20 protein-coding genes are annotated in these 18,256 nt (G+C 72.0%); 11 read left to right on the top strand and 9 right to left on the bottom strand.

The features are described 5' to 3' along the window. The first annotated feature begins 2 nt into the window (after positions 1–2). From AB5J73_RS21855 to AB5J73_RS21875, 5 genes are all read left to right on the top strand, one after another. Positions 3–1,307 carry an enolase C-terminal domain-like protein gene (locus AB5J73_RS21855; protein WP_370971722.1) on the top strand — a complete coding sequence of 435 codons (1,305 nt, stop codon included), beginning with the start codon at positions 3–5 and terminating at the stop codon, positions 1,305–1,307. Beyond that, the gene (locus tag AB5J73_RS21860) at positions 1,300–2,043 is read left to right on the top strand and encodes an SDR family NAD(P)-dependent oxidoreductase (protein WP_370971724.1); all 744 of its coding nucleotides are present in this window, start codon (positions 1,300–1,302) and stop codon (positions 2,041–2,043) included. The genes AB5J73_RS21855 and AB5J73_RS21860 overlap by 8 nt, the downstream gene beginning before the upstream one ends. Positions 2,044–2,105: 62 nt before the next feature. Beyond that, positions 2,106–3,137 carry a sugar ABC transporter substrate-binding protein gene (locus AB5J73_RS21865; RefSeq protein ID WP_370973270.1) on the top strand — a complete coding sequence of 344 codons (1,032 nt, stop codon included), beginning with the start codon at positions 2,106–2,108 and terminating at the stop codon, positions 3,135–3,137. Then, positions 3,134–4,657, top strand: coding sequence for a sugar ABC transporter ATP-binding protein (locus tag AB5J73_RS21870; protein WP_370971726.1), 1,524 nt, complete (start codon positions 3,134–3,136; stop codon positions 4,655–4,657). Before AB5J73_RS21865 ends, AB5J73_RS21870 begins: the two co-directional genes overlap by 4 nt. Then, positions 4,654–5,667, top strand: a complete 1,014-nt coding sequence (locus AB5J73_RS21875) for an ABC transporter permease (protein ID WP_370971728.1) — start codon at positions 4,654–4,656, stop codon at positions 5,665–5,667. Before AB5J73_RS21870 ends, AB5J73_RS21875 begins: the two co-directional genes overlap by 4 nt. Before the next feature lie 28 nt (positions 5,668–5,695). Here AB5J73_RS21875 and AB5J73_RS21880 read toward each other — a convergent pair whose 3' ends face one another. Further along, positions 5,696–6,418 carry a FadR/GntR family transcriptional regulator gene (locus AB5J73_RS21880; RefSeq protein WP_370971730.1) on the bottom strand — a complete coding sequence of 241 codons (723 nt, stop codon included), beginning with the start codon at positions 6,416–6,418 and terminating at the stop codon, positions 5,696–5,698. 80 nt (positions 6,419–6,498) lie between these two features. Here AB5J73_RS21880 and AB5J73_RS21885 point away from each other — a divergent pair, with 80 nt between their 5' ends. From AB5J73_RS21885 to AB5J73_RS21895, 3 genes are read left to right on the top strand one after another with little or no spacing between them, the layout of a single operon-like run. Beyond that, positions 6,499–6,837, top strand: coding sequence for an L-rhamnose mutarotase (locus AB5J73_RS21885; RefSeq protein ID WP_247013211.1), 339 nt, complete (start codon positions 6,499–6,501; stop codon positions 6,835–6,837). A 5-nt stretch (positions 6,838–6,842) separates the two neighbouring features. Beyond that, positions 6,843–7,811, top strand: coding sequence for an aldo/keto reductase (locus tag AB5J73_RS21890; protein WP_370971733.1), 969 nt, complete (start codon positions 6,843–6,845; stop codon positions 7,809–7,811). Then, on the top strand, positions 7,808–8,659 hold the full coding sequence (locus AB5J73_RS21895) for an amidohydrolase (protein WP_370971735.1): 852 nt from the start codon (positions 7,808–7,810) through the stop codon (positions 8,657–8,659). The genes AB5J73_RS21890 and AB5J73_RS21895 overlap by 4 nt, the downstream gene beginning before the upstream one ends. Positions 8,660–8,690: 31 nt before the next feature. Here AB5J73_RS21895 and shbA read toward each other — a convergent pair whose 3' ends face one another. The 4 genes from shbA to AB5J73_RS21915 all read right to left on the bottom strand — a co-directional run bounded on the left by shbA (position 8,691) and on the right by AB5J73_RS21915 (position 10,807). Further along, complete coding sequence (shbA, locus tag AB5J73_RS21900) at positions 8,691–9,347, bottom strand: RNA polymerase sigma factor ShbA (protein ID WP_370971737.1); 657 nt, start codon at positions 9,345–9,347, stop codon at positions 8,691–8,693. A 254-nt stretch (positions 9,348–9,601) separates the two neighbouring features. After that, complete coding sequence (locus AB5J73_RS21905; protein WP_370971739.1) at positions 9,602–9,898, bottom strand: DUF202 domain-containing protein; 297 nt, start codon at positions 9,896–9,898, stop codon at positions 9,602–9,604. A gap of 70 nt (positions 9,899–9,968) precedes the next feature. After that, entirely contained in the window at positions 9,969–10,322 is a 354-nt protein-coding gene (locus AB5J73_RS21910; RefSeq protein ID WP_370971741.1) for a YidH family protein, read from the bottom strand. Positions 10,323–10,333: 11 nt separating this feature from the next. Continuing rightward, entirely contained in the window at positions 10,334–10,807 is a 474-nt protein-coding gene (locus tag AB5J73_RS21915) for a GtrA family protein (protein WP_370971743.1), read from the bottom strand. Between the two features lie 149 nt (positions 10,808–10,956). On the opposite strand from AB5J73_RS21915, the gene AB5J73_RS21920 reads away from it, so the two are divergent. Continuing rightward, the gene (locus AB5J73_RS21920) at positions 10,957–11,367 is read left to right on the top strand and encodes a hypothetical protein (protein ID WP_370971744.1); all 411 of its coding nucleotides are present in this window, start codon (positions 10,957–10,959) and stop codon (positions 11,365–11,367) included. Between the two features lie 81 nt (positions 11,368–11,448). Further along, on the top strand, positions 11,449–11,742 hold the full coding sequence (locus AB5J73_RS21925) for an iron-sulfur cluster biosynthesis family protein (protein WP_370971746.1): 294 nt from the start codon (positions 11,449–11,451) through the stop codon (positions 11,740–11,742). A 108-nt stretch (positions 11,743–11,850) separates the two neighbouring features. Here the strand turns inward: AB5J73_RS21925 and AB5J73_RS21930 are convergent, their stop codons facing one another. From AB5J73_RS21930 to AB5J73_RS21945, 4 genes are all read right to left on the bottom strand, one after another. Further along, entirely contained in the window at positions 11,851–12,972 is a 1,122-nt protein-coding gene (locus AB5J73_RS21930; RefSeq protein ID WP_370971748.1) for a glycerate kinase, read from the bottom strand. After that, positions 12,969–13,901 (bottom strand): 2-hydroxyacid dehydrogenase, encoded by a 933-nt coding sequence (locus AB5J73_RS21935; protein WP_370971750.1) that lies wholly within the window; start codon positions 13,899–13,901, stop codon positions 12,969–12,971. Before AB5J73_RS21935 ends, AB5J73_RS21930 begins: the two co-directional genes overlap by 4 nt. Positions 13,902–13,910: 9 nt before the next feature. Then, entirely contained in the window at positions 13,911–14,798 is an 888-nt protein-coding gene (locus AB5J73_RS21940) for an SGNH/GDSL hydrolase family protein (protein WP_370971752.1), read from the bottom strand. 106 nt (positions 14,799–14,904) lie between these two features. Next, positions 14,905–16,983, bottom strand: coding sequence for an alpha-galactosidase (locus AB5J73_RS21945; RefSeq protein WP_370971754.1), 2,079 nt, complete (start codon positions 16,981–16,983; stop codon positions 14,905–14,907). 76 nt (positions 16,984–17,059) lie between these two features. Between AB5J73_RS21945 and AB5J73_RS21950 the strand changes: the two genes are divergently transcribed. After that, complete coding sequence (locus AB5J73_RS21950; RefSeq protein ID WP_370971756.1) at positions 17,060–18,250, top strand: ROK family protein; 1,191 nt, start codon at positions 17,060–17,062, stop codon at positions 18,248–18,250. Positions 18,251–18,256 lie beyond the last annotated feature (6 nt).

Raw genomic sequence — 18,256 nt, forward strand, 5'->3', positions numbered from 1 at the left:
CCATGGCGAAGATCATCGGCATGGAGGTCCTCGACGTCCGGTTCCCGACGTCGAAGGAGCTCGACGGCTCGGACGCGATGAACCCCGATCCGGACTACTCCGCCGCCTACGTCGTGCTCCACGCCGACGGCGGCCCGGACGGCTACGGCCTCGCGTTCACCATCGGCCGCGGCAACGACGTCCAGGCCGCCGCGATCCGCGCGCTCGCCCCGCACGTCGTCGGCCGGGACGTCCCGGCGGACGCGGCCGCGCTCGGCGCCCTGTCCCGCACGCTCGTCGGCGACTCGCAGTTCCGCTGGCTGGGCCCGGAAAAGGGCGTCGCGCACATGGCCGTCGGCGCGATCGTCAACGCCGCCTGGGACCTCGCGGCCCGCCGCGCGAACCTCCCGGTCTGGCAGTTCGCGGCGCGGATGACCCCCGAAGAACTGGTGTCGCTGGTCGACTTCCGGTACCTGTCCGACGCGCTCACCGAGGCCGAAGCCCTGGAGATCCTGCGGCGCGCGGAACCCGGCCGCGCCGAGCGGACGAAACAGCTGGAAGCGAACGGCTACCGCGCCTACAGCACGTCCCCCGGCTGGCTCGGGTACGCCGACGCGAAGCTCGTCCGGCTCGCCGAACAGGCGGTCGCGGACGGCTTCGAGATGATCAAGCTCAAGGTCGGCGGCAACCTCGAGGACGACGTCCGGCGCATGAAGCTCGCCCGCGAGACGGTCGGCGACGGCATCCGGATCGCCGTCGACGCCAACCAGCGCTGGGACGTCCGAGCGGCGGTCGACTGGATGACCGAGCTCGCGCCGTACGACCCGTACTGGATCGAAGAACCGACGTCCCCGGACGACGTCCTCGGGCACGCGGCCATCGCGAAAGCGCTTGCGCCGATCCGCGTCGCCACCGGCGAGCACGTCCAGAACCGCGTGGTGTTCAAGCAGCTGCTGCAGGCGAACGCGATCTCGGTGCTGCAGCTGGACGCCGCCCGCGTCGGCGGGTTCAACGAGAACCTGGCGATCCTGCTGCTGGCCGCCAAGTTCGGCGTCCCGGTGTGCCCGCACGCCGGCGGCGTCGGGCTCTGCGAACTCGTCCGGCACCTCTCGATGTTCGACTTCGTGGCGGTCTCCGGCACCGACGCGGACCGCTCCATCGAGTGGGTCGACCACCTGCACGAGCACTTCACCGACCCGGCCGTCGTCGAGCGCGGCCGGTACCTCGCCCCGACCGCACCCGGGTTCTCCGCGCGCATGCACGACGCCACGCTGCGCCGGTTCCGCTTCCCGGACGGTCCCGAGTGGACGGAGACCGCAAGTGAGTGAATTCGAGGGCCTGGTGGCCGCCGTCACCGGAGGCGCCTCGGGCATCGGCAAGGCGGTGGCGACCCTGCTGGCCGAACGCGGGGCGCGGGTGGCGGTGCTCGACCTGAAGCCGGACGACGACGGCTTCCGCTGTGACGTCTCCTCCGATCAGGAAGTCCGCGAAGCGATCGATGCCGTCGTGGACCGCTTCGGGCGCCTCGACATCCTCGTCAACAACGCCGGGATCGGCGCGCAGGGCGACGTCACGGCCAACGACGACGACGAGTGGCACCGCGTGTTCGACGTCAACGTCGTCGGCATGGTCCGGCTCGCCCGCGCCGCGCTGCCGCACCTCAAGAACTCGCCGTCCGCGGCGATCGTCAACACCTGCTCCATCGCGGCCTGGGCCGGCCTGCCCAGCCGCGCGCTCTATTCGGCCACCAAGGGCGCGGTGCTCTCGCTGACCCTGGCGATGGCGACCGACCACCTGCCCGACCGGATCCGCGTCAACTGCGTGTGCCCCGGGACGGCGGACACCCCCTGGGTGGGCCGGCTGCTCGACGCCGCCGACGACCCGGCGGCCGAACGCGCGGCCCTCGCCGCCCGCCAGCCGATGGGCCGGCTGGTCACCGCGGACGAAGTCGCCAACGCCGTCGTCTACCTCGCCAGCCCGCTTTCCGCTTCGACCACCGGCACCGCGCTCGCGGTCGACGGTGGCATGTACGGCCTGCGCCCGCGCGGCCCCGTTCAGCAATAACAGACTTGATTTCCGCTGTCATCAAGGAGGATGCGGTGCGCGCTGTGGTATTCCAAAACAGGGTGATCCAGGTGGCCGCCACGGCCGCCGTCTGCGGCCTGGTTCTGGCCGCCTGCGGGTCCACGAAGGACAACGCGTCGGCGCCCGCGGCGGGCGGTGGTTCCGGCGGCAAGGTCGGGGCGACCCTGCCGCTGCTCACCTCGCCGTTCTGGCAGGCCTACAACAACTACGTGCCGCAGATGGCCAAGTCCGAGGGCGTCGACGTCCTCCCGACGGTCAACGCGGACAGCGACCCGGCGAAGCTGATCACCGACATCGGCACCTTCCTCAACCAGGGCGTCAAGGGCCTGGTCGTCACGCCGCTGGACTCCGCCGCGATCGTCGCCGGGCTCAAGCAGGCGGAGAACAAGGGTGTGCCGGTGGTCGCGGTCGACGTCGCCCCCGAGAGCGGCAAGGTCGCCATGGTGGTGCGGGCCGACAACAAGGCCTACGGCACCAAGGCGTGCGACGCGATCGGCGAGAAGGTCAAGTCCGGCAAGGTCGTGCAGATCATGGGCGACCTCGCCTCGGTCAACGGCCGCGACCGCTCGGAAGCCTTCCGCGACTGCATGAAGGCCAAGTACCCGGGCATCCAGGTGCTGGAGATCCCGGCCGAGTGGAAGGCCGACAAGGCGTCCTCCGGGCTGGACAGCATGCTGACCGCGAACCCGGACATCAAGGGCGTCTACATGCAGGCCGGCGGTGTCTACCTGGCCCCGACCGAGCAGGCGCTCAAGCGCAAGAACCTGTTCTTCCCGGTCGGGGACCCGAAGCACATCGTGCTCGTGTCCAACGACGGCATCCCGCAGGAGCTGGCCGCGATCCGCGCCGGTGAGCTGGACGCCACCGTGTCCCAGCCGGCCGACGCCTACGCGAAGTACGGCCTGTACTGGCTGAAGAAGGCCATGGCGGGCGAGACGTTCAAGCCGGGTCCGACCGACCACGGCAGCACCATCGTCGAGATCAGCCCCGGCATCCTCGAGGACCAGCTGCCGGCGCCCGTCATCACCAAGGACAACGTGGACGACAAGGCCCTCTGGGGGAACAACCTGTGACCGCGCTGCCCGCCGGCGAAACCGCCGTCCCGGTGGTCAGCGCGCACGGCGTCGGAAAGCGCTACGGCCCCACCGTGGCGCTGCACGACGTCAGCCTCACCGTGCACCCCGGCGAATCGCACGCGCTCGTCGGGCGCAACGGGGCCGGCAAGTCGACGCTCGTCTCCATCCTCACCGGCCTGTCCGCCACGGACACCGGGCACGTCGAGTTCGGCGGCGAGCCGGCCCCGCCACTGTCCAAACAGGACGACTGGAAGGCGCGCGTCGCCTGCGTGTACCAGCACGCGATGGTCGTCCCGCAGCTCACCGTCGCCGAGAACCTGTTCCTCAACCGGCAGGCGGGTGGCGGGTTCGCCATCGGCTGGAAGTCGTTGCGGCGCCAGGCCCGTGAGCTGCTCGACTCCTGGGACGTCCACGTCGACGTCGACACCCCGGCCGGCGAGCTGTCGGTCGAGGACCGGCAGTTCGTCGAGATCGCCCGCGCGCTGTCCTACGGCGCCCGGTTCATCGTCCTCGACGAACCGACCGCGCAGCTGGACAGCCAGGCCATCGAGCGGCTCTTCGACCGGATGCGCCAGATGCAGGCGGGCGGGGTGACCTTCCTGTTCATCTCGCACCACCTGCACGAGGTGTACGAGGTGTGCCAGGCCGTCACGGTGCTGCGCGACGCGAAGCACGTGCTGACCGCGCCGGTGTCCGAAGTGGGACGCGCGGAGCTGGTCGACGCGATGACCGGCGAGCCCGGCGGCTTGTCCGTGCGGGACGCCGCTTCGCGGGAGGCCCTCGAAGCCGACGCCCCGGAGATCCTCGCGGTCGACGGCCTCTCCGGTGACAGCTTCCACGACGTCTCGTTCCGGCTCCACCAGGGCGAAGTCGTCGGGTTCGCGGGCAGCAACGCCAGCGGGAAGCACCAGGTCGCCGAGACCGTCTACGGCCTGCGGACGCCGTCCGCGGGCACGATCCGCGTCGACGGCTCGCCGCTGCGGCCGGGGGACATCCCGGCGGCGCTGCGCGCGGGCATCGGCTGCGTCCCGCGCGACCGGCACCACGAAGGCCTGGTGCTGGAGCACTCGATCGCGGACAACGCCACGCTGTCCATCCTGGACAAGCTGGGCCGCGGCGGGATCGCTTCCCCGGGCACCCGGTTCGCGAAGGCGTCGCAGGCGCTCGAGGACTACGACATCGTGGCCGCGAGCGCCGAGCAGCCGGTGTCGGACCTCTCCGGCGGCAACCAGCAGAAGGTCGTCCTGGCGCGGGCCTTGCTGAGCGACCCGCGGGTGGTCGTGCTGATCAACCCGACCGCCGGGGTGGACGTGAAGTCGAAGGAGGCGCTGCTCGCGGTCGTCGACCGGGTGCGCGCCGAAGGCAAGGCGGTGCTGATCGTCAGCGACGAGCTCGACGACCTGCGCCTGAGCGACCGGGTCCTGGTGCTGCGCGCCGGGGCCGTCGTCGCCGAGCACCAGGCCGGGTGGTCCGACGGCGACCTCGTGGCCGACATCGAAGGAGTCGAGCTTTCGTGACCGACGTGATGACCTCTCCGCAAACGGAGCTGCCCGCGCCACCCCGGCGCCGGAAAGCCGGCTGGCTGCGTGAACTCGCGCTGCTGCCCGCACTGGTCGTGGTGTTCGTCATCGGCGGCCTGGTCGACGACACGTTCGTCGGCTGGAGCAACATCGTCAGCATCCTGACCGCGTCGGCGGCGCTGTCGCTGGTCGTGCTGGGCGAGTCGCTGGTGCTGATCACCGGGAAGTTCGACCTGTCGCTGGAGTCCACGATGGGCCTGGCGCCGGCGCTCGGCGCGATGGTCGTGATCCCGGCGGCGTCGGCCGGCTTCGGCGTCGAGCTGCCGTCGGCGATCGGCCTGCTGGTGATCCCGCTGTGCGGGGCGCTGGTCGGGTTCGTCAACGGCTTCCTGATCGTGAAGCTGAAGCTGAACGCCTTCATCGTCACCCTGGCCATGCTGACCGTGCTCCGCGGCGTCCAGGTCGGGTCGACGCAGGGCAAGACGCTGTTCAACCTGCCCGACTCGTTCACGAACCTCGCCACGACGACGTTCGCCGGCCTGCCGATGTCGGTCTGGCTGGCGGCGGCGCTGTTCGCGGTCGCCGGCTGGGTGCTGCGCTACCACCGCGTCGGCCGCGCGCTGTACGCGATCGGCGGCAACCGCGAAGCCGCGCGGGCGGCCGGTGTGCGCGTCGACCGGATCGCGTGGGCGGTGTTCGTCGTCGCCGGGATCCTCGCCGCGATCGGCGGGCTCGCGTACACCGGGTACGTCGGCGCGCTGGGCGCGAACCAGGGCTCCGGGATGATCCTGCAGGTGTTCGCGGCGGCGGTGATCGGCGGCGTCTCGCTCGACGGCGGCAAGGGCACCCTGGTCGGTGCGCTGACCGGCGTCCTGCTGCTGTCGTCGGTGTCGAGCCTGCTCAACTACGCGCACGTCCGCGCGGAGTGGCAGGGCGCGATCTACGGCGCCATCATCCTGGTCGCGCTGATCATCGCCCGGTACGCGGGCGGAAAGCCCCAGACCTGATGGTCACTCCGTGATCATCGGATCACTGTCAGGAGGCTTCCGCGGCCGGCTCGGCTTCCACCGTCGGGTCGTCCGCGGTGCCCAGGGCGTTGCGCAGCCACTGCTCCACGCCCGCGACGTGCACGGTCGCCCACGAGCGCGCCAGTTCCGGCTCGCGCGCCGCGATGGCCTCGTAGATCGCCGTGTGCTGCTCGCGGGTCTTCGCGACCGCGCCCTCCTGGGTGAGGCCGCGCCAGATCCGCGCGCGGGCGGTCGGGCCGGAGAGGCTGTCGAGCAGCGAGCAGAGCACCGGGTTGCCGGAGCCGTCGGCGATCTTGCGGTGGAACTGCAGGTCGTTGGCGACCAGCGCCTCGACGGTCGGCGAGTCCTCCAGCTCGCCGAGCAGCTGGCCGAGCTCGGTGATGTCGTCGTCGCTCATGTGCAGCGCGGCGAGCGCGGTCGCGGCCGGCTCGAGGATCCGCCGCACGGCGAGGAAGTCGAGAACGGTGTCGTCGCGGTGGAAGTCGACCACGAACGTCATCGCGTCGAGCAGCAGGTTCGGCTCGAGGCTGGTGACGTACGTGCCGTCGCCCTGGCGGACGTCGAGCACCCTGATCAGGCACAACGCCTTGACGGCCTCCCGCAGGGAGCTGCGCGAGAGCCCCAGCCGCTGGGCCAGCTCGGCCTCCTTGGGCAGCCGGTCGCCCGGCGCCAGCTCGCCGGAGATGATCATGTCCTTGATCTTGTCGATCGCGACATCGGTGACGGGCATCGCGTCCGTCCTCCCTGCACCAGACCTCGGATGTTTCGGTGTTCGACACCAGCGTGCCATGACCCGGCCAAGGAGTGGTGATGACCCACCAGCCCGCACCTCAAAGAGTGGCCCTGCACACCCGCTTGAAGCCCGGCAAGGAGGCCGAGTACGAGTCCGTCCACGCCGTCATCCCGCCCGGGCTGGACACGGCGTTGCGCGAAGCCGGCGTCCGCACCTGGCGGATCTGGCGTAACGGTCTCGACCTCTTCCACGTCGTCGAAGTCGACGACTACGCGGCGATGCGGGCAGCGTTGCGGGACCACCCCGCCAACGTCCCGTGGCAGGCGAGGATGGCCGAGCTGCTGGCCGTCGAAGACGACTACTCCGGCGACGACACCGGCATCGGGCTGGTCTGGGAACTGCCGGTGAAGGAGTGACGGCGTTGGAACTCTCCCTGTCCCCGCTGGGTCTCGGCTGCGCGCAGCTGGGCAACCTCTACCACGCGATCAGCGACGAGACGGCGGCCGCGACCGTGCGCCGCGCCTGGGACGAGGGCATCCGGTACTTCGACACCGCGCCGCACTACGGCCTCGGCCTCTCGGAGACCCGGCTCGGCGCGGCCCTGCGGGCGTACCCCCGCGACGAGTACGTGCTGTCCACGAAGGTCGGGCGCGTGCTCGAACCGGACTCCGGCGGTGCCGGGCGGCAAGACGACCAGGGCTTCGCCGTCCCCGCCGCCTACCGGCGCCGGTGGGACTTCAGCCGCGACGGCGTCCTGCGGTCCTTCGAGGACAGCTTGACGAGGCTGGGGCTCGACCGCGTCGACGTCGTCTACGTCCACGACCCCGACGACCACTTCGAGGAAGCCCTGCGCGGCGCCTTCCCCGCGCTGCGCGAGCTGCGGGACCAGGGCGTGATCGGCGCGTTCGGCGCCGGGATGAACCAGGCGCCGATGCTCGCCGAGTTCGTCCGCCGCACCGACCTCGACGTCCTGCTCGTGGCCGGCCGCTACACGCTGCTGGACCAGCCGGCGCTCGACGAGCTGCTGCCGCTCTGCCTCGACCGCGGGGTCCGCGTGGTCGCCGGCGGCGCGTTCAACGGCGGCATCCTGGCGACGGCCGAACCGGGCCGCGTCTACGACTACGCCGAGGCGCCGCCCGAGCTTGTCGAACGGGCCGGCCGGATCGCGGCGATCTGCGCACGGCACGGTGTCGAGCTGCCGGAAGCGGCGCTGGCGCTGCCGATGGCGCACCCCGCGGTGGCGTCGGTCGTCGTCGGCGCGCACGATCCTTCCCAGGTCGGCGTCAACGCGCGGCGCGCCAGGGCGGTCGTGCCGCCGGCGCTGTGGACCGAACTCGTCGGCGCGGGCCTGCTGCGGGCCGACGTCGTCATCGCCGAAGGAGTCTCATGATCGACGCGCACCACCACCTGTGGGAGCCGGCGCGGCGCGCTTACCCCTGGATGGCGGGCGAAGCGCTGGACCCGATCCGCCGGCCGTACACCGTGGACGACCTGCGCGCGGTGACGAAGGCGGCGGGCGTGCACGCGACCGTCCTCGTGCAGACCGTGTCCTCGGCGGCGGAGACCGAGGAGTTCCTCGCCACCGCGGCGGCGGAACCGGTGATCGCGGGCGTGGTCGGCTGGGTGGACCTCGAAGCCCCGGACGTCGCCGACCGGCTGGCCGCCCTGCGCGGGCCCCTGGTCGGGATCCGGCACCAGGTGGAGACCGAACCGGACGACGAGTGGCTGCTGCGTCCCGCCGTGCTGGCCGGGCTGGGCGCGGTGGCGTCGGCGGGCTTGGCGTACGACCTGCTCGTGCGCGTCGACCAGCTGCCGGCGGCCGCCGCGCTGGCGGAACGACTGCCGGAGCTGCGGCTGGTGCTGGACCACGCGGCCAAGCCGCCGATCGCGGCGGGGGAGTGGGAGCCGTGGGCGTCCGGGGTGGCCGCGCTGGCCGCGCGCGAGAACGTCGTGTGCAAGCTTTCGGGCCTGGTCACGGAGGCGGACTGGACCGGGTGGGAGGTCGGGCACCTGCGGCGGTACGTGGACCACGTGCTCGACGTGTTCGGCCCGGGCCGGCTGCTGTTCGGCTCGGACTGGCCGGTGTGCGAGCTGGCGGCGTCCTACGAGCTGGTCGTGGACGCGGCGATCGCACTGACGGGCGGGCTGTCGGACGCGGAGCGCCTGGCCGTCTTCGAGCTCAACGCCCGGGCGGCCTACGACGTGGATGCGGGCGGGGAGACCTCTTCCAGGGGGTAAAAGAGGTTTCCCCGCCCGCCGTTCGGGTGGCCTAGAACTCGTCGTCGCCGATCATGCCGCGCAACCGGGTCAGCGCCCGGTGCTGCGTCACGCGCACGTTGCCCGGCGAGATGCCGAGCGCTTCGGCGGTCTCCTGGGCGGAGAAGCCGACGGCGATGCGCAGGGTCAGGATCTCCTGCTGCACCCGCGGCAGCGAGGCGAGCAGCCGGCCGAGGCGCGCGCCGAGGTCGAGGTGCAGGGCGTGGGACTCCGGTTCGTTGCCGGCGACCAGCGGGCGCTCCGGGAGCTCGGGGACGGGCTCGGAGCGGTCGCGGGCGACGGCGCGGTAGGCGTCGGCGACCTTGTTGGCCGCGATCGCGTGCACGAGGTAGAGGAACGAGCCGCCGCGGTCCTGATAATCGGGAAGGGCCTTCAGCACCGCGAGGCAGACTTCCTGGGCGACGTCGTCGGCCGAGAGGTAGGACAGGTCGCGCCCGCCCATGCGCGCCCGGCAGTAGCGGACCACCACCGGCTCGATCATCTGCAGCAGGGAGTGGATCGCGGCGGGGTTCCCCTCACCCGCGTCCTTCACCAGGGGGTCGAGGTCCTCCTTGGTGAGCCGCCCGCTGGGCCGGGGCAATGACTCCGGAGTGCGATAATCGCGAACGGCGGAAGTGGGTTCCGCGGTGGTTTGCGGCGGTGCTGTCATGGTCGTCTCCCCGGCCGACCCTCGACCGCCGCTGCCGGGGGACTCCACTCTCCGTGACTTTCCGGTTGCAGATACTCCGTGAGATCCGGGTTGATCTGCGATCCGTGCGACGCTGGGTAATCGTAAGCACCTCCATGGCGGTCAGTCCAGATTTCAACGACCAATACCCCGTTCGCAGGAGCGACCGTGATGTTCCCGCGACCAGCCCCCGCACATTGCGATTAATCGGTTTCAGGATGTGCCGAGTTCACCCGTCAGTGGAAGATGGCCACGGAAGCGGCAGTGGCGGTCACGGCGAGCGACGCGATCGCGGGCAGTGCGGGGTGCGCCGGCCCCGGTTCGGGCGTCCGCAAGGCCCGTTCGCGCAGCGTTCCGAAGGCCGCCAGCAGGGCGGATGTGCCCGCGGACAGCAAAACGGGGACGAGGGCGACCCCCCAATGGCGCTGGGCGGCGGAGTGCAGGAGCAGTACCGTGCAGGCAGCGGCCGCCAGTGCCGTCCGGCGCCAAGCGAGGCCGGTGCGCTCGGCTTGAGCCCCCCTTGCCGGATTCACGACCGGCCCTGAGGGCCCGTGACGGTATTTCTGACCTGGTGATAATCGCGAGGGAGCGGTATTCGCGGCATCACGAGACGACCAGGAGCACCGCGGCGGCGACGATGAGGATCAGCAGCCCGCCGGTCAGCACCAGGATCATCAGGCTTCGCGGCAGTGGCTCTCCGGCACGCATCGCTACCTGCACCCGCCGCCAGCGGGGGTACGCGGTCGCGGCGAGCACCGCGGCCAGCACGACGCACAGCCCGGCGAGGACGGCACTGGCGGGGGCCGGCGACGGCACCAGCTGGTGCACCGCGACGCCACCCGCGAGCAAGCCGAGGGCGGTGCGGAGCCAGGCGAGAAAGGTGCGTTCGTTCGCCAGCGTGAACCGGTAGTCGGGTTCAGCGCCGCCGGCGTGGGGCTTGATGTCGTCCGAGGCCACGCCTGGAGACGCTAGCCGCTGTGCGCCGCCGTGGCCGTCCGGTGTGCGAACACCCACCAGCGGAGCACGGCGAACCGCACGAACCCGCCGACGAAGCTGGCCAGCAGCAGCGTGCCGGTTTCCTCCCACGACGTCGGCCGGTCGACGAGCGCGTCGAGCAGCGCGAGCACCGCGGAGCCGTACCCGGCGTAGAAGGCGAAGGTGAGGAAGTCCTGCAGGTGCCGCTTCCCGGCGTTGCTGGGCCGCCCGGCGAAGGTGACGCGGCGGTGGAACTCGGTGTTGCCGACCGTGGTGAGCGCGATCGCGACCAGGTTCGCGACCTGGGAACCGAGCTCGTCGCGCAGCAGGAGGAAGAGGAGGGCCTGGACGCCGGTCGTCACGACGCCGGCGACGACGTACCACGCCGCGTGCGTGCCGAGCTCGTGGTGCCGCTCCGGATCGGTGGCGAGCAGCCGGTGTTCCGGTGCGCACCTGGTGGTGGCCATGATCCCAAGCTACCTTGCGTTCACAAACTTGTGAATGTGTTAAACCGGTTGAACAAATGTGATCCCGGTGACACCGCCGGGGTTTCGGCGCCCCGAGGTCCGGGGTAGGTCATCGGGGATGACGAGTTCCGAGCGCGAGGAGACGACTGGTGAGTGACCGTGACCCGGCCGAACCCGACAGCTTGAGCCCGAGCGAAGCGCTGGACGAGGACGAGCTGCGCGTGGATCCACTCGAAGAGGGCGTCGAGCCGCCGGAGCACTGGAGCGCCGCGAACCGCCACGGCACGACGCCGAGCGAGATCCGCGAGGGCGAGCCGATCGAGCAGCGCCTGGCCGAAGAAGAGCCGGACACCGAACCGGAGCCGGTCCCGGAGCGCCCGCTCGCGGCGACGCCGGCGGCCGAGCTCGACGAGACGATCGAGGACGCCCCGCCGGACTTCGAGCCGGTGAGCCCGGAGGACGAGGTGCCGCGCCGCCACGCGGACCCTGACCCGGGTGAGCGAGCCGACTACGCGGGCGGCTCGGTGGCGGACGCCATCCGCGAGGCCCGGCAGGGCTGATCCGCTCAGACTGCACGTCCGTTCGGGCGCCCCTAGCGTGGGGCACCAGTGCATCGGACCGCGACGAAGGGAAGGCCGAAGATGCTGACCGTGACCGAAGCCGCCGCCGAGGCGATCACCGCACTGACCAGCCAGGGGGAGGGCGACGCCGGACTCCGCCTGGCAGTCCAGAACGCCGACGGCGAAAGCGCCCAGCTGGCGCTGTCGGTGGCGCCGGAACCCGCGGAGGGCGACAGCGTGCTGGGGGCCGACCAGGGCCCGAAGGTGTTCCTGGAACCCCAGGCGGCGGCGCTGCTCGACGACAAGGTGCTGGACGTCCAAGAGGACGAAGCGGGCGGAGTCGCTTTCGCGGTGCTGCCCCAGCACACGAGCTGACCCCGGCGGACGGGCCTTTCGCAGCGTGGCGAGAGGTCCGTTCGCCCGGTTGCCGACGGGGCGGGGACGTCATGAACGACCCTTTCACCTCGCCAGGCGACGTTCACGTCATCCGCGTGACCGCCACTCGCGCACCAGCTCCGCCGCCCGGGCCCGCAGCAGGTCCGCGGCGTGCGCCCGCGCATAATCGAGAGAAGGCGCGTGGTCGATCAGCGCGTTGCTCCCGGCCACGCCCAGCCGTGCCAGCTCGGCCTCGTCCAGCTGGATCCGTCCCGCGAGCACCAGCAGCGGAATCCCGCGCGCCCGTTCGGCGATCCCGGCCGGCGCCTTGCCGTTCAGGCTCTGCTCGTCGAGCGATCCCTCGCCGGTGATCACCAGATCGGCACCCACCAGCGCGGCGTCCACCCCGGTCAGCCCGGCGATCAGGTCGAACCCGGACTCGACGGTCGCGCCCAGCCCGGCGATCGCCCCGGCCGCGACCCCGCCACCCGCTCCGGCACCCGGTACCCGCGAGACGTCCGGCGCCCCGCCGACCTGCAGTGCGTGCGCCCACCGGGTCAGTGCCTCGTCCAGCAGCTTCACCTGTTCGGGCCCCGCACCCTTCTGCGGCCCGAACACGGCGGCTGCGCCCGACGGGCCCAGCAGCGGGTTGGTCACGTCGGTGGCGACCGCGACGCGCACGCCGTCGAGGCGTTCCCGCACCGGCGCCAGTTCGGTGGACGCGACCCGCGTCAGCGTCCCGCCGCCCAGCCCGACCGGCGCGCCGAACGCGTCCAGCACGCCCGCGCCGAGCGCGCCCAGCATCCCGGCGCCGCCGTCGGTGCTCGCCGTGCCGCCGACGGTCAGCACGAGCCGCTTCGCGCCGTGCATCAGGGCGTCCACGAGCAGCTCGCCGACGCCCCAGGTGTGCGCGGCCAGCGCGGTTTCCGGTGTGGGGTCGACGAATTCGATGCCGCACGCCCGCGCGGATTCGACGTACGCGGTTCCGTCGAGCACCGCGTACCGCGCCTTGACCTGCTCGTCGAGCGGACCGCGGACGGACAGCCGGACGATCCGGGCCCCTGCCGCTTCGAGCACGTCGAGGGTGCCTTCGCCGCCGTCGGCGACCGGGCACGAGACGACTTCGGCGTCCGGCAAGGCGTCCCGGACGCCGAGTGCGATGGCTTCCGCGGCCTCGACCGCGGTGAGACTGCCCTTGAACTTGTCGGGCGCGATCACGACCCGGGTCACGGCTTCACCTCCGTCAGCGGGGACTGCCCGGCGAGCACGGCCGCGACGTTGCGGGCGGCCAGCACGGCCATCGCGGTGCGGGTTTCGACCGTCGCGGACCCGAGGTGCGGGCTCAGCACGACGTCGTCGCGGCCGAGCAGGCGCGGTTCGACCTCGGGTTCCTTTTCGAACACGTCCAGCGCGGCGCCGGCGATCTCCCCGGCTTCCAGCGCGTCCGCCAGCGCGGCTTCGTCGACGACCGGGCCGCGCGTGGTGTTCACCAGGTAGGCGCCGGGTTTCATGGCGCGCAACGCGGCCGCGTCGATGAGGTGCCGGGTTTCCGGCGTCAGCGGGCAGTGCAGCGAGACGACGTCCGAGCGCGCCAGGAGTTCTTCGAAGGAAACGGAACCCCGCTTCGACCGTCCCGAGTGGACGATCTCCATGCCGAACGCCTCGGCGCGCTTCGCCACCGCCCGGCCGATCTGCCCGTACCCGACGATGCCGAGCGTCTTGCCCTGCAACCCCGAGCCGAGCAGGAAGCCGAGGTGGAACGACCACGGCGTGCGCGAGCGCAACAGCCGTTCGCCTTCGCCGAGCCGCCGCGTGACGGCGAGCAGCAGGCCGAAGGCGAGGTCGGCGGTCGCGTCGGTGAGCACGCCCGGCGTGTTCGTCACGACGACGCCGCGCTCGGCCAGTGCCGGGACGTCGACGTTGTCGTAGCCGACGGCGACGTTCGCGACCACCTTCAGGCCCGGGCCGGCGGCGTCGGCGAACGCGCCGTCGAGCCGGTCGTGCAGCATCCCGACCACGGCGTCGGCGCCGGCCACGAACTCGTGCAGTTCCGCCGGCGTCAGCGGGCGCCCGGCGGGCGACACCGCCACGTCGCCCGCTTCGGCCAGCACCTTCACCGCGTCGTCGGGAATCCACCGGGTCACCGCGATCTTGGCCACCCCGACAGCCTAGTCCCCCTGAACGGCCTCGAGAACGATCTCCGACTGCGCTGCCGCGCCCGCGCCGTTGGGGTGGAAGGGGAAGGCGAGCAGCAGCGGGTTGCTCACCGAAACCGGGATCAGGCCTTCGACGTACCGCACCGTGGGTGCCTGGCACGCGTCGTGGCCGAGGGTCGGGGAGTAGGTGTCGACCAGTTCGACGTCGTTGGCCGCGGCGACCCGCGCGAGCATGGCGTTCATCTGGAGGAACTTCGCCTGCAGGTAGGCGATGTCGCCGTCGGCGACCGGGATCACCGGCCAGCACCCCTTGCCGCTCGCGGGCAGCCCGGCGAGGTAGTTCACCAGCAGGATCCGCGCGTGCGGCGACCGCTGCTCGATCGCCTGGAGCGCCGCGGCGATCTTCGGTTCCGTCGCCGCGACAGCGTTTTCGAGCTGGTCGACGCCGCCGGCGGTGAACTTCGCCTTGCAGGTGCTCACCGGCAGCAGGTTGAGGCACTGCGTCACGGCCGACGCGAGCCCGATGTCGTTGCCGCCGATGCCGACGGTGACCAGGTCCGTGGTGGGCGTGAGCCGGTCGAATTGCGGCGGGTTGGTCCCGCCCAGCGGCAGCTTCTGCGGCTGGGTGAAGTCGGTCGTCGTCGCGCCGCCGCAGCTGGCGTCGCGGAAGGTCTCGACGCCCAGCGCGCCGGCCACCTCGTGCGGGTAGTCCGAAGTGGACTGCGCGCAGTCGAGCGGCGTGTACTGCGTGGTCGGCGGGAAGGTGACGAAGACGTCGGCGGTCCAGGAATCGCCCAGCGCGACGTACTCGTGGTAGCCCGTGCTCGCCGACGCCGGGGCGGCGAAGGCGAGCAAGGCGAGCGCGGGTACGGCGAGCAGGGCGGACAGGCGCTTGCGCATGCTGCCTCCGTTGGCGAGCGAAGTGAATGACTTTCACATTCAGCTCACGACCGGTGAAAAGTCAATCACCCTCACCCGCCCCGGTCACACCGAACGGCGTGGGTAATCAGACCCTGGTCAGCCGCACCACCGCGCTCGCGTACCCGCTCCCCGCGAAGCCGACGTCGAGACCGTGGCTCAGCAGCACCGCGCCGTCGTGCACGACGCCGCCGGAGTCGCGGTAGCGCCCCGCCGGGTCGAGGCCCGCGAGCCGCGGCGGCGTGACCGGCCGCGCGAACTCCGCGGGCCGCCGCCAGAAGAAGACGACCACTTCGCGGTCCAGCACGTACTGCACCGCGGTCAGTGCCGCCGTCGCCGGGTCGGCCAGCCGGTACAGCTCGCCGTGCTGCACCACCGGCCGGATTTCCTTGTACAGCGCGACGAGCGCGGCCGCCTCCTCGCGTTCCGCGGCGCTCCACTTGGGCAGATCGCCGCCCAGGCCGAGCACGCCCGCCATGGCGACGTGGAACCGGAAGCCCAACGGCGCTTCGCGGCCGGTGGTCGGGTTCGGGCTGTCGGTGACCCAGGCCGACATAGTGCCCGCCGGGTAGAGCTGCCCGTAGCCGTGCTGGATGGCGATCCGGTCGGCGGCGTCGGTGTTGTCGGACGCCCAGATCTCGTCGGTCCGGGCGAGGATCCCGAGGTCGGTGCGCCCGCCGCCGCCCGCGCAGCCCTGGATCCGCAACGCGGGGTGGTCGGCGCGCAGCCGGTCCAGGATGGCGTGCACCGCGCGGACGTGGTCGACCCACACGCGGCCCGCCGCCCCGCCCGGCCAGCCGGCTTCGGTGAAGGCGCGGTTCATGTCCCACTTGAGGTAGTCGATGCCGTGCTCGCCGACCAGCCGGTCGAGCCACTTGTGGGCCCAGTCCGCGACGTCGGGGCGGGCGAAGTTCAGCACGAGCTGGTTCCGCAGCGTCGTCCGTGAGCGGTTCGCCATGTGCAGCACCCAGTCGGGGTGCGCGCGGTAGAGGTCGCTGTCCGGGTTGACCATCTCCGGCTCGACCCACAGCCCGAACTGCATCCCGTGCGCGTGGACGGCGTCGACCAGCGGCCGCAGCCCGCCGGGGAAGCGCTGGTCGTTGGCGGTCCAGTCGCCGAGCCCGGCGGTGTCGCCGGTGCGGGCGCCGAACCAGCCGTCGTCCATGACGAACAGCTCGGCCCCGAGTTCCGCCGCGGCGGCGGCCAGCTCGGTTTCGGTCTGTTCGTCGACGTCCCAGCCGGTCGCTTCCCAGGAGTTGTAGACGATCGGCCGCAGCTCCTCCGGGTGCGGCTGGACGAACTCGCGGACGTAAGCGTGCCAGCGCCGGCTCGTCCCGCCGAAGCCGTCGGCCGCGTAGAGCCCGGCGAACACCGGTGTCTCCCAGGTTTCGCCGGGGAGCAGCCGCCAGGCGACGTTCTCGTGGCCGAACCCGCCGGTCCACGTCACGCGCCCGGTGTGCGTGTGCTCGACGGTGATCCGCCAGCTCCCGCTCCAGGCGAGGGCGGTGCTCCAGACCTCGCCGGCGGTCTCGGTGGCGTCGCCGGCGTCCAGCATCACCCACGGGTTGACCTGGTGGCTGGACACGCCGCGACGGCTGGTCAGCGTCGTCTCGCCGACCGGCAGCGGCTCGCGCAGCACGCCGTACTCCGCGCTCCACGCACCCGACGTCCTGGTCAGCCGGGCGCCGTCGCGGCGGGGGAGGGTCCACGCGGCGGAATCCGTGCGCAGCAGGGAAACCGGCTCGTCCGCGCGCAGGGACGTCCAGCGTTCGACGACGTCGCCGCGGACGCGGTAGTGCAGCGAGAGCCGCAGGGGGTAGTGCCGGTCGGCGAGCCGCACGACCAGCGTGTCGTCCTCGAGCGCGAACCCGTCGTAGCGCCACTCGAGCGCCGACGTCCCGTCCTCGTACCGCACGGCCAGCGCCGCGACGCCGAAGAACGCGCCGCCTTCGGCCGGCAGTTCCTGCCGCTCGTCACCCGGCTCGTCGAAGCTGCTGTCGGCCGGGTTGCGGCGCGCGGCGACCTGCGTGGCCTGCGCCAAGGTCAGCGGCGGGCCCCAGTGGACGTGCCGCGGCCGGTCGTCGGCGTCGAGGCGGAAGGCGTACGAGCTCTCGGGGGTGCGCAGCAGCCAGAGCCGGTGCGCGGGGTCGTGTTCGACGAGCGACATGATCCCGAGCGTAGGCATGACCAGCCGAAAAATAAATTCTTGACGAAGTTAATTAATCCTGCCTACCCTTCCGGCCATGCCTCGCAGTGCACCGGCAAGGGCGCCGATCACCAGTCCCGCGGCAGCGACCGTGTTCACCACGGTCCTGACCGAAGGGCCGGTCTCCCGCGTCGACGTCGCCCGGCGCACCGGTCTGTCGTCGGCCGCGGTCACCAAGGCGGCCCGGCCCTTCATCGAAGCCGGTTACCTCGAAGAACTCGCCTCCGAAGGCCGCACGGGTCCCGGTGCGGGCCGCCCCGCGAACCCCCTCGCCATCCGGCCGGACCGCGAGTACTTCGTCGGCGTCAAGATCACCGGCGACGACCTCATCGGCGTCGTCACCGACCTGCGCGCCGACGTCCGCGCCAGCGCCCACCACGCGCTGACCGGCCACGACGTCGGCCACGTCGTGCGGGCGCTGGCCGACCTGGTCGGCGAGCTGCTGGCCGGGCCGACCCCGGACGGCACCAGCAACCTCCGCGAACGCGCCTACTGCCTGGGCGTCGCGGTGTCCGGCGACGTCGACCGCGCGTCCGGCGTCGTCCGGTACTCGCCGTTCCTCGGCTGGCGGGACGTGCCGCTGGCGGCACTGCTGGCAGAGGCGACCGGGCTGACCGCGACGCTGGAGAACGACGTCAAGGCGCTCGCCGTGGCCGAGCAGTGGTTCGGCGAAGGCGTCGGGGCCTCGTCGTTCGCGCTGGTCACGGTGGGGACCGGGATCGGCAGCGCGCTCGTGGTGAACGGCGACCTGGTCCGCGGCGCGCACGGCGTCGCGGGGGAGATCGGGCACGTCCCGGTCGCCGACGGCGGCCCGGCCTGCCACTGCGGCGGCCAGGGCTGCGTCGAAGCGATCGCGTCCACCGAAGCGATCCTCACCCGGGCCCGGCTCATCGCGGGGGAACCCGGCTTGACCATGGAAGACGCCGTGGCGCGCGCCCGCGGCGGTGACGAGCCGCTGCGCGAGGTGTTCGCCGGGGCCGGGCACGCGATCGGGCTCGGCCTGGCCGCGCTGGTCAACCTGTTCGGCCCCGAGCGGGTCGTCGTCTCGGGTGAAGGCGTCGCCACCTACGACCTGTTCGAAGACCAGATCCGCCGGACCTTCGCGGTCCAGGCGTTCGGCAGTGCCGCCCGCTGCGGGCTGGTGATCCGGCCGCTGCCGTTCGAGGAGTGGGCGCGGGGCGCGGCCGCCGTCGCCATCCAAAGTCTTTTCGTCGCCGAGAGCGTCTAAGGAGTC

Source organism: Amycolatopsis sp. cg9 (assembly GCF_041346945.1).
Lineage (GTDB): Bacteria > Actinomycetota > Actinomycetes > Mycobacteriales > Pseudonocardiaceae > Amycolatopsis.

What these genes read in the sequence shown, in the direction of transcription:
- AB5J73_RS21855 (WP_370971722.1), top strand. Translation starts at nt 3, where the DNA reads ATGGCGAAGATCATCGGCATGGAGGTCCTCGACGTCCGGTTCCCGACG.
- AB5J73_RS21880 (WP_370971730.1), bottom strand. Translation starts at nt 6,418, where the DNA reads ATGCCCGTCACCGATGTCGCGATCGACAAGATCAAGGACATGATCATC.
- AB5J73_RS21885 (WP_247013211.1), top strand. Translation starts at nt 6,499, where the DNA reads ATGACCCACCAGCCCGCACCTCAAAGAGTGGCCCTGCACACCCGCTTG.
- AB5J73_RS21895 (WP_370971735.1), top strand. Translation starts at nt 7,808, where the DNA reads ATGATCGACGCGCACCACCACCTGTGGGAGCCGGCGCGGCGCGCTTAC.
- shbA (WP_370971737.1), bottom strand. Translation starts at nt 9,347, where the DNA reads ATGACAGCACCGCCGCAAACCACCGCGGAACCCACTTCCGCCGTTCGC.
- AB5J73_RS21915 (WP_370971743.1), bottom strand. Translation starts at nt 10,807, where the DNA reads ATGGCCACCACCAGGTGCGCACCGGAACACCGGCTGCTCGCCACCGAT.
- AB5J73_RS21925 (WP_370971746.1), top strand. Translation starts at nt 11,449, where the DNA reads ATGCTGACCGTGACCGAAGCCGCCGCCGAGGCGATCACCGCACTGACC.
- AB5J73_RS21940 (WP_370971752.1), bottom strand. Translation starts at nt 14,798, where the DNA reads ATGCGCAAGCGCCTGTCCGCCCTGCTCGCCGTACCCGCGCTCGCCTTG.
- AB5J73_RS21945 (WP_370971754.1), bottom strand. Translation starts at nt 16,983, where the DNA reads ATGTCGCTCGTCGAACACGACCCCGCGCACCGGCTCTGGCTGCTGCGC.
- AB5J73_RS21950 (WP_370971756.1), top strand. Translation starts at nt 17,060, where the DNA reads ATGCCTCGCAGTGCACCGGCAAGGGCGCCGATCACCAGTCCCGCGGCA.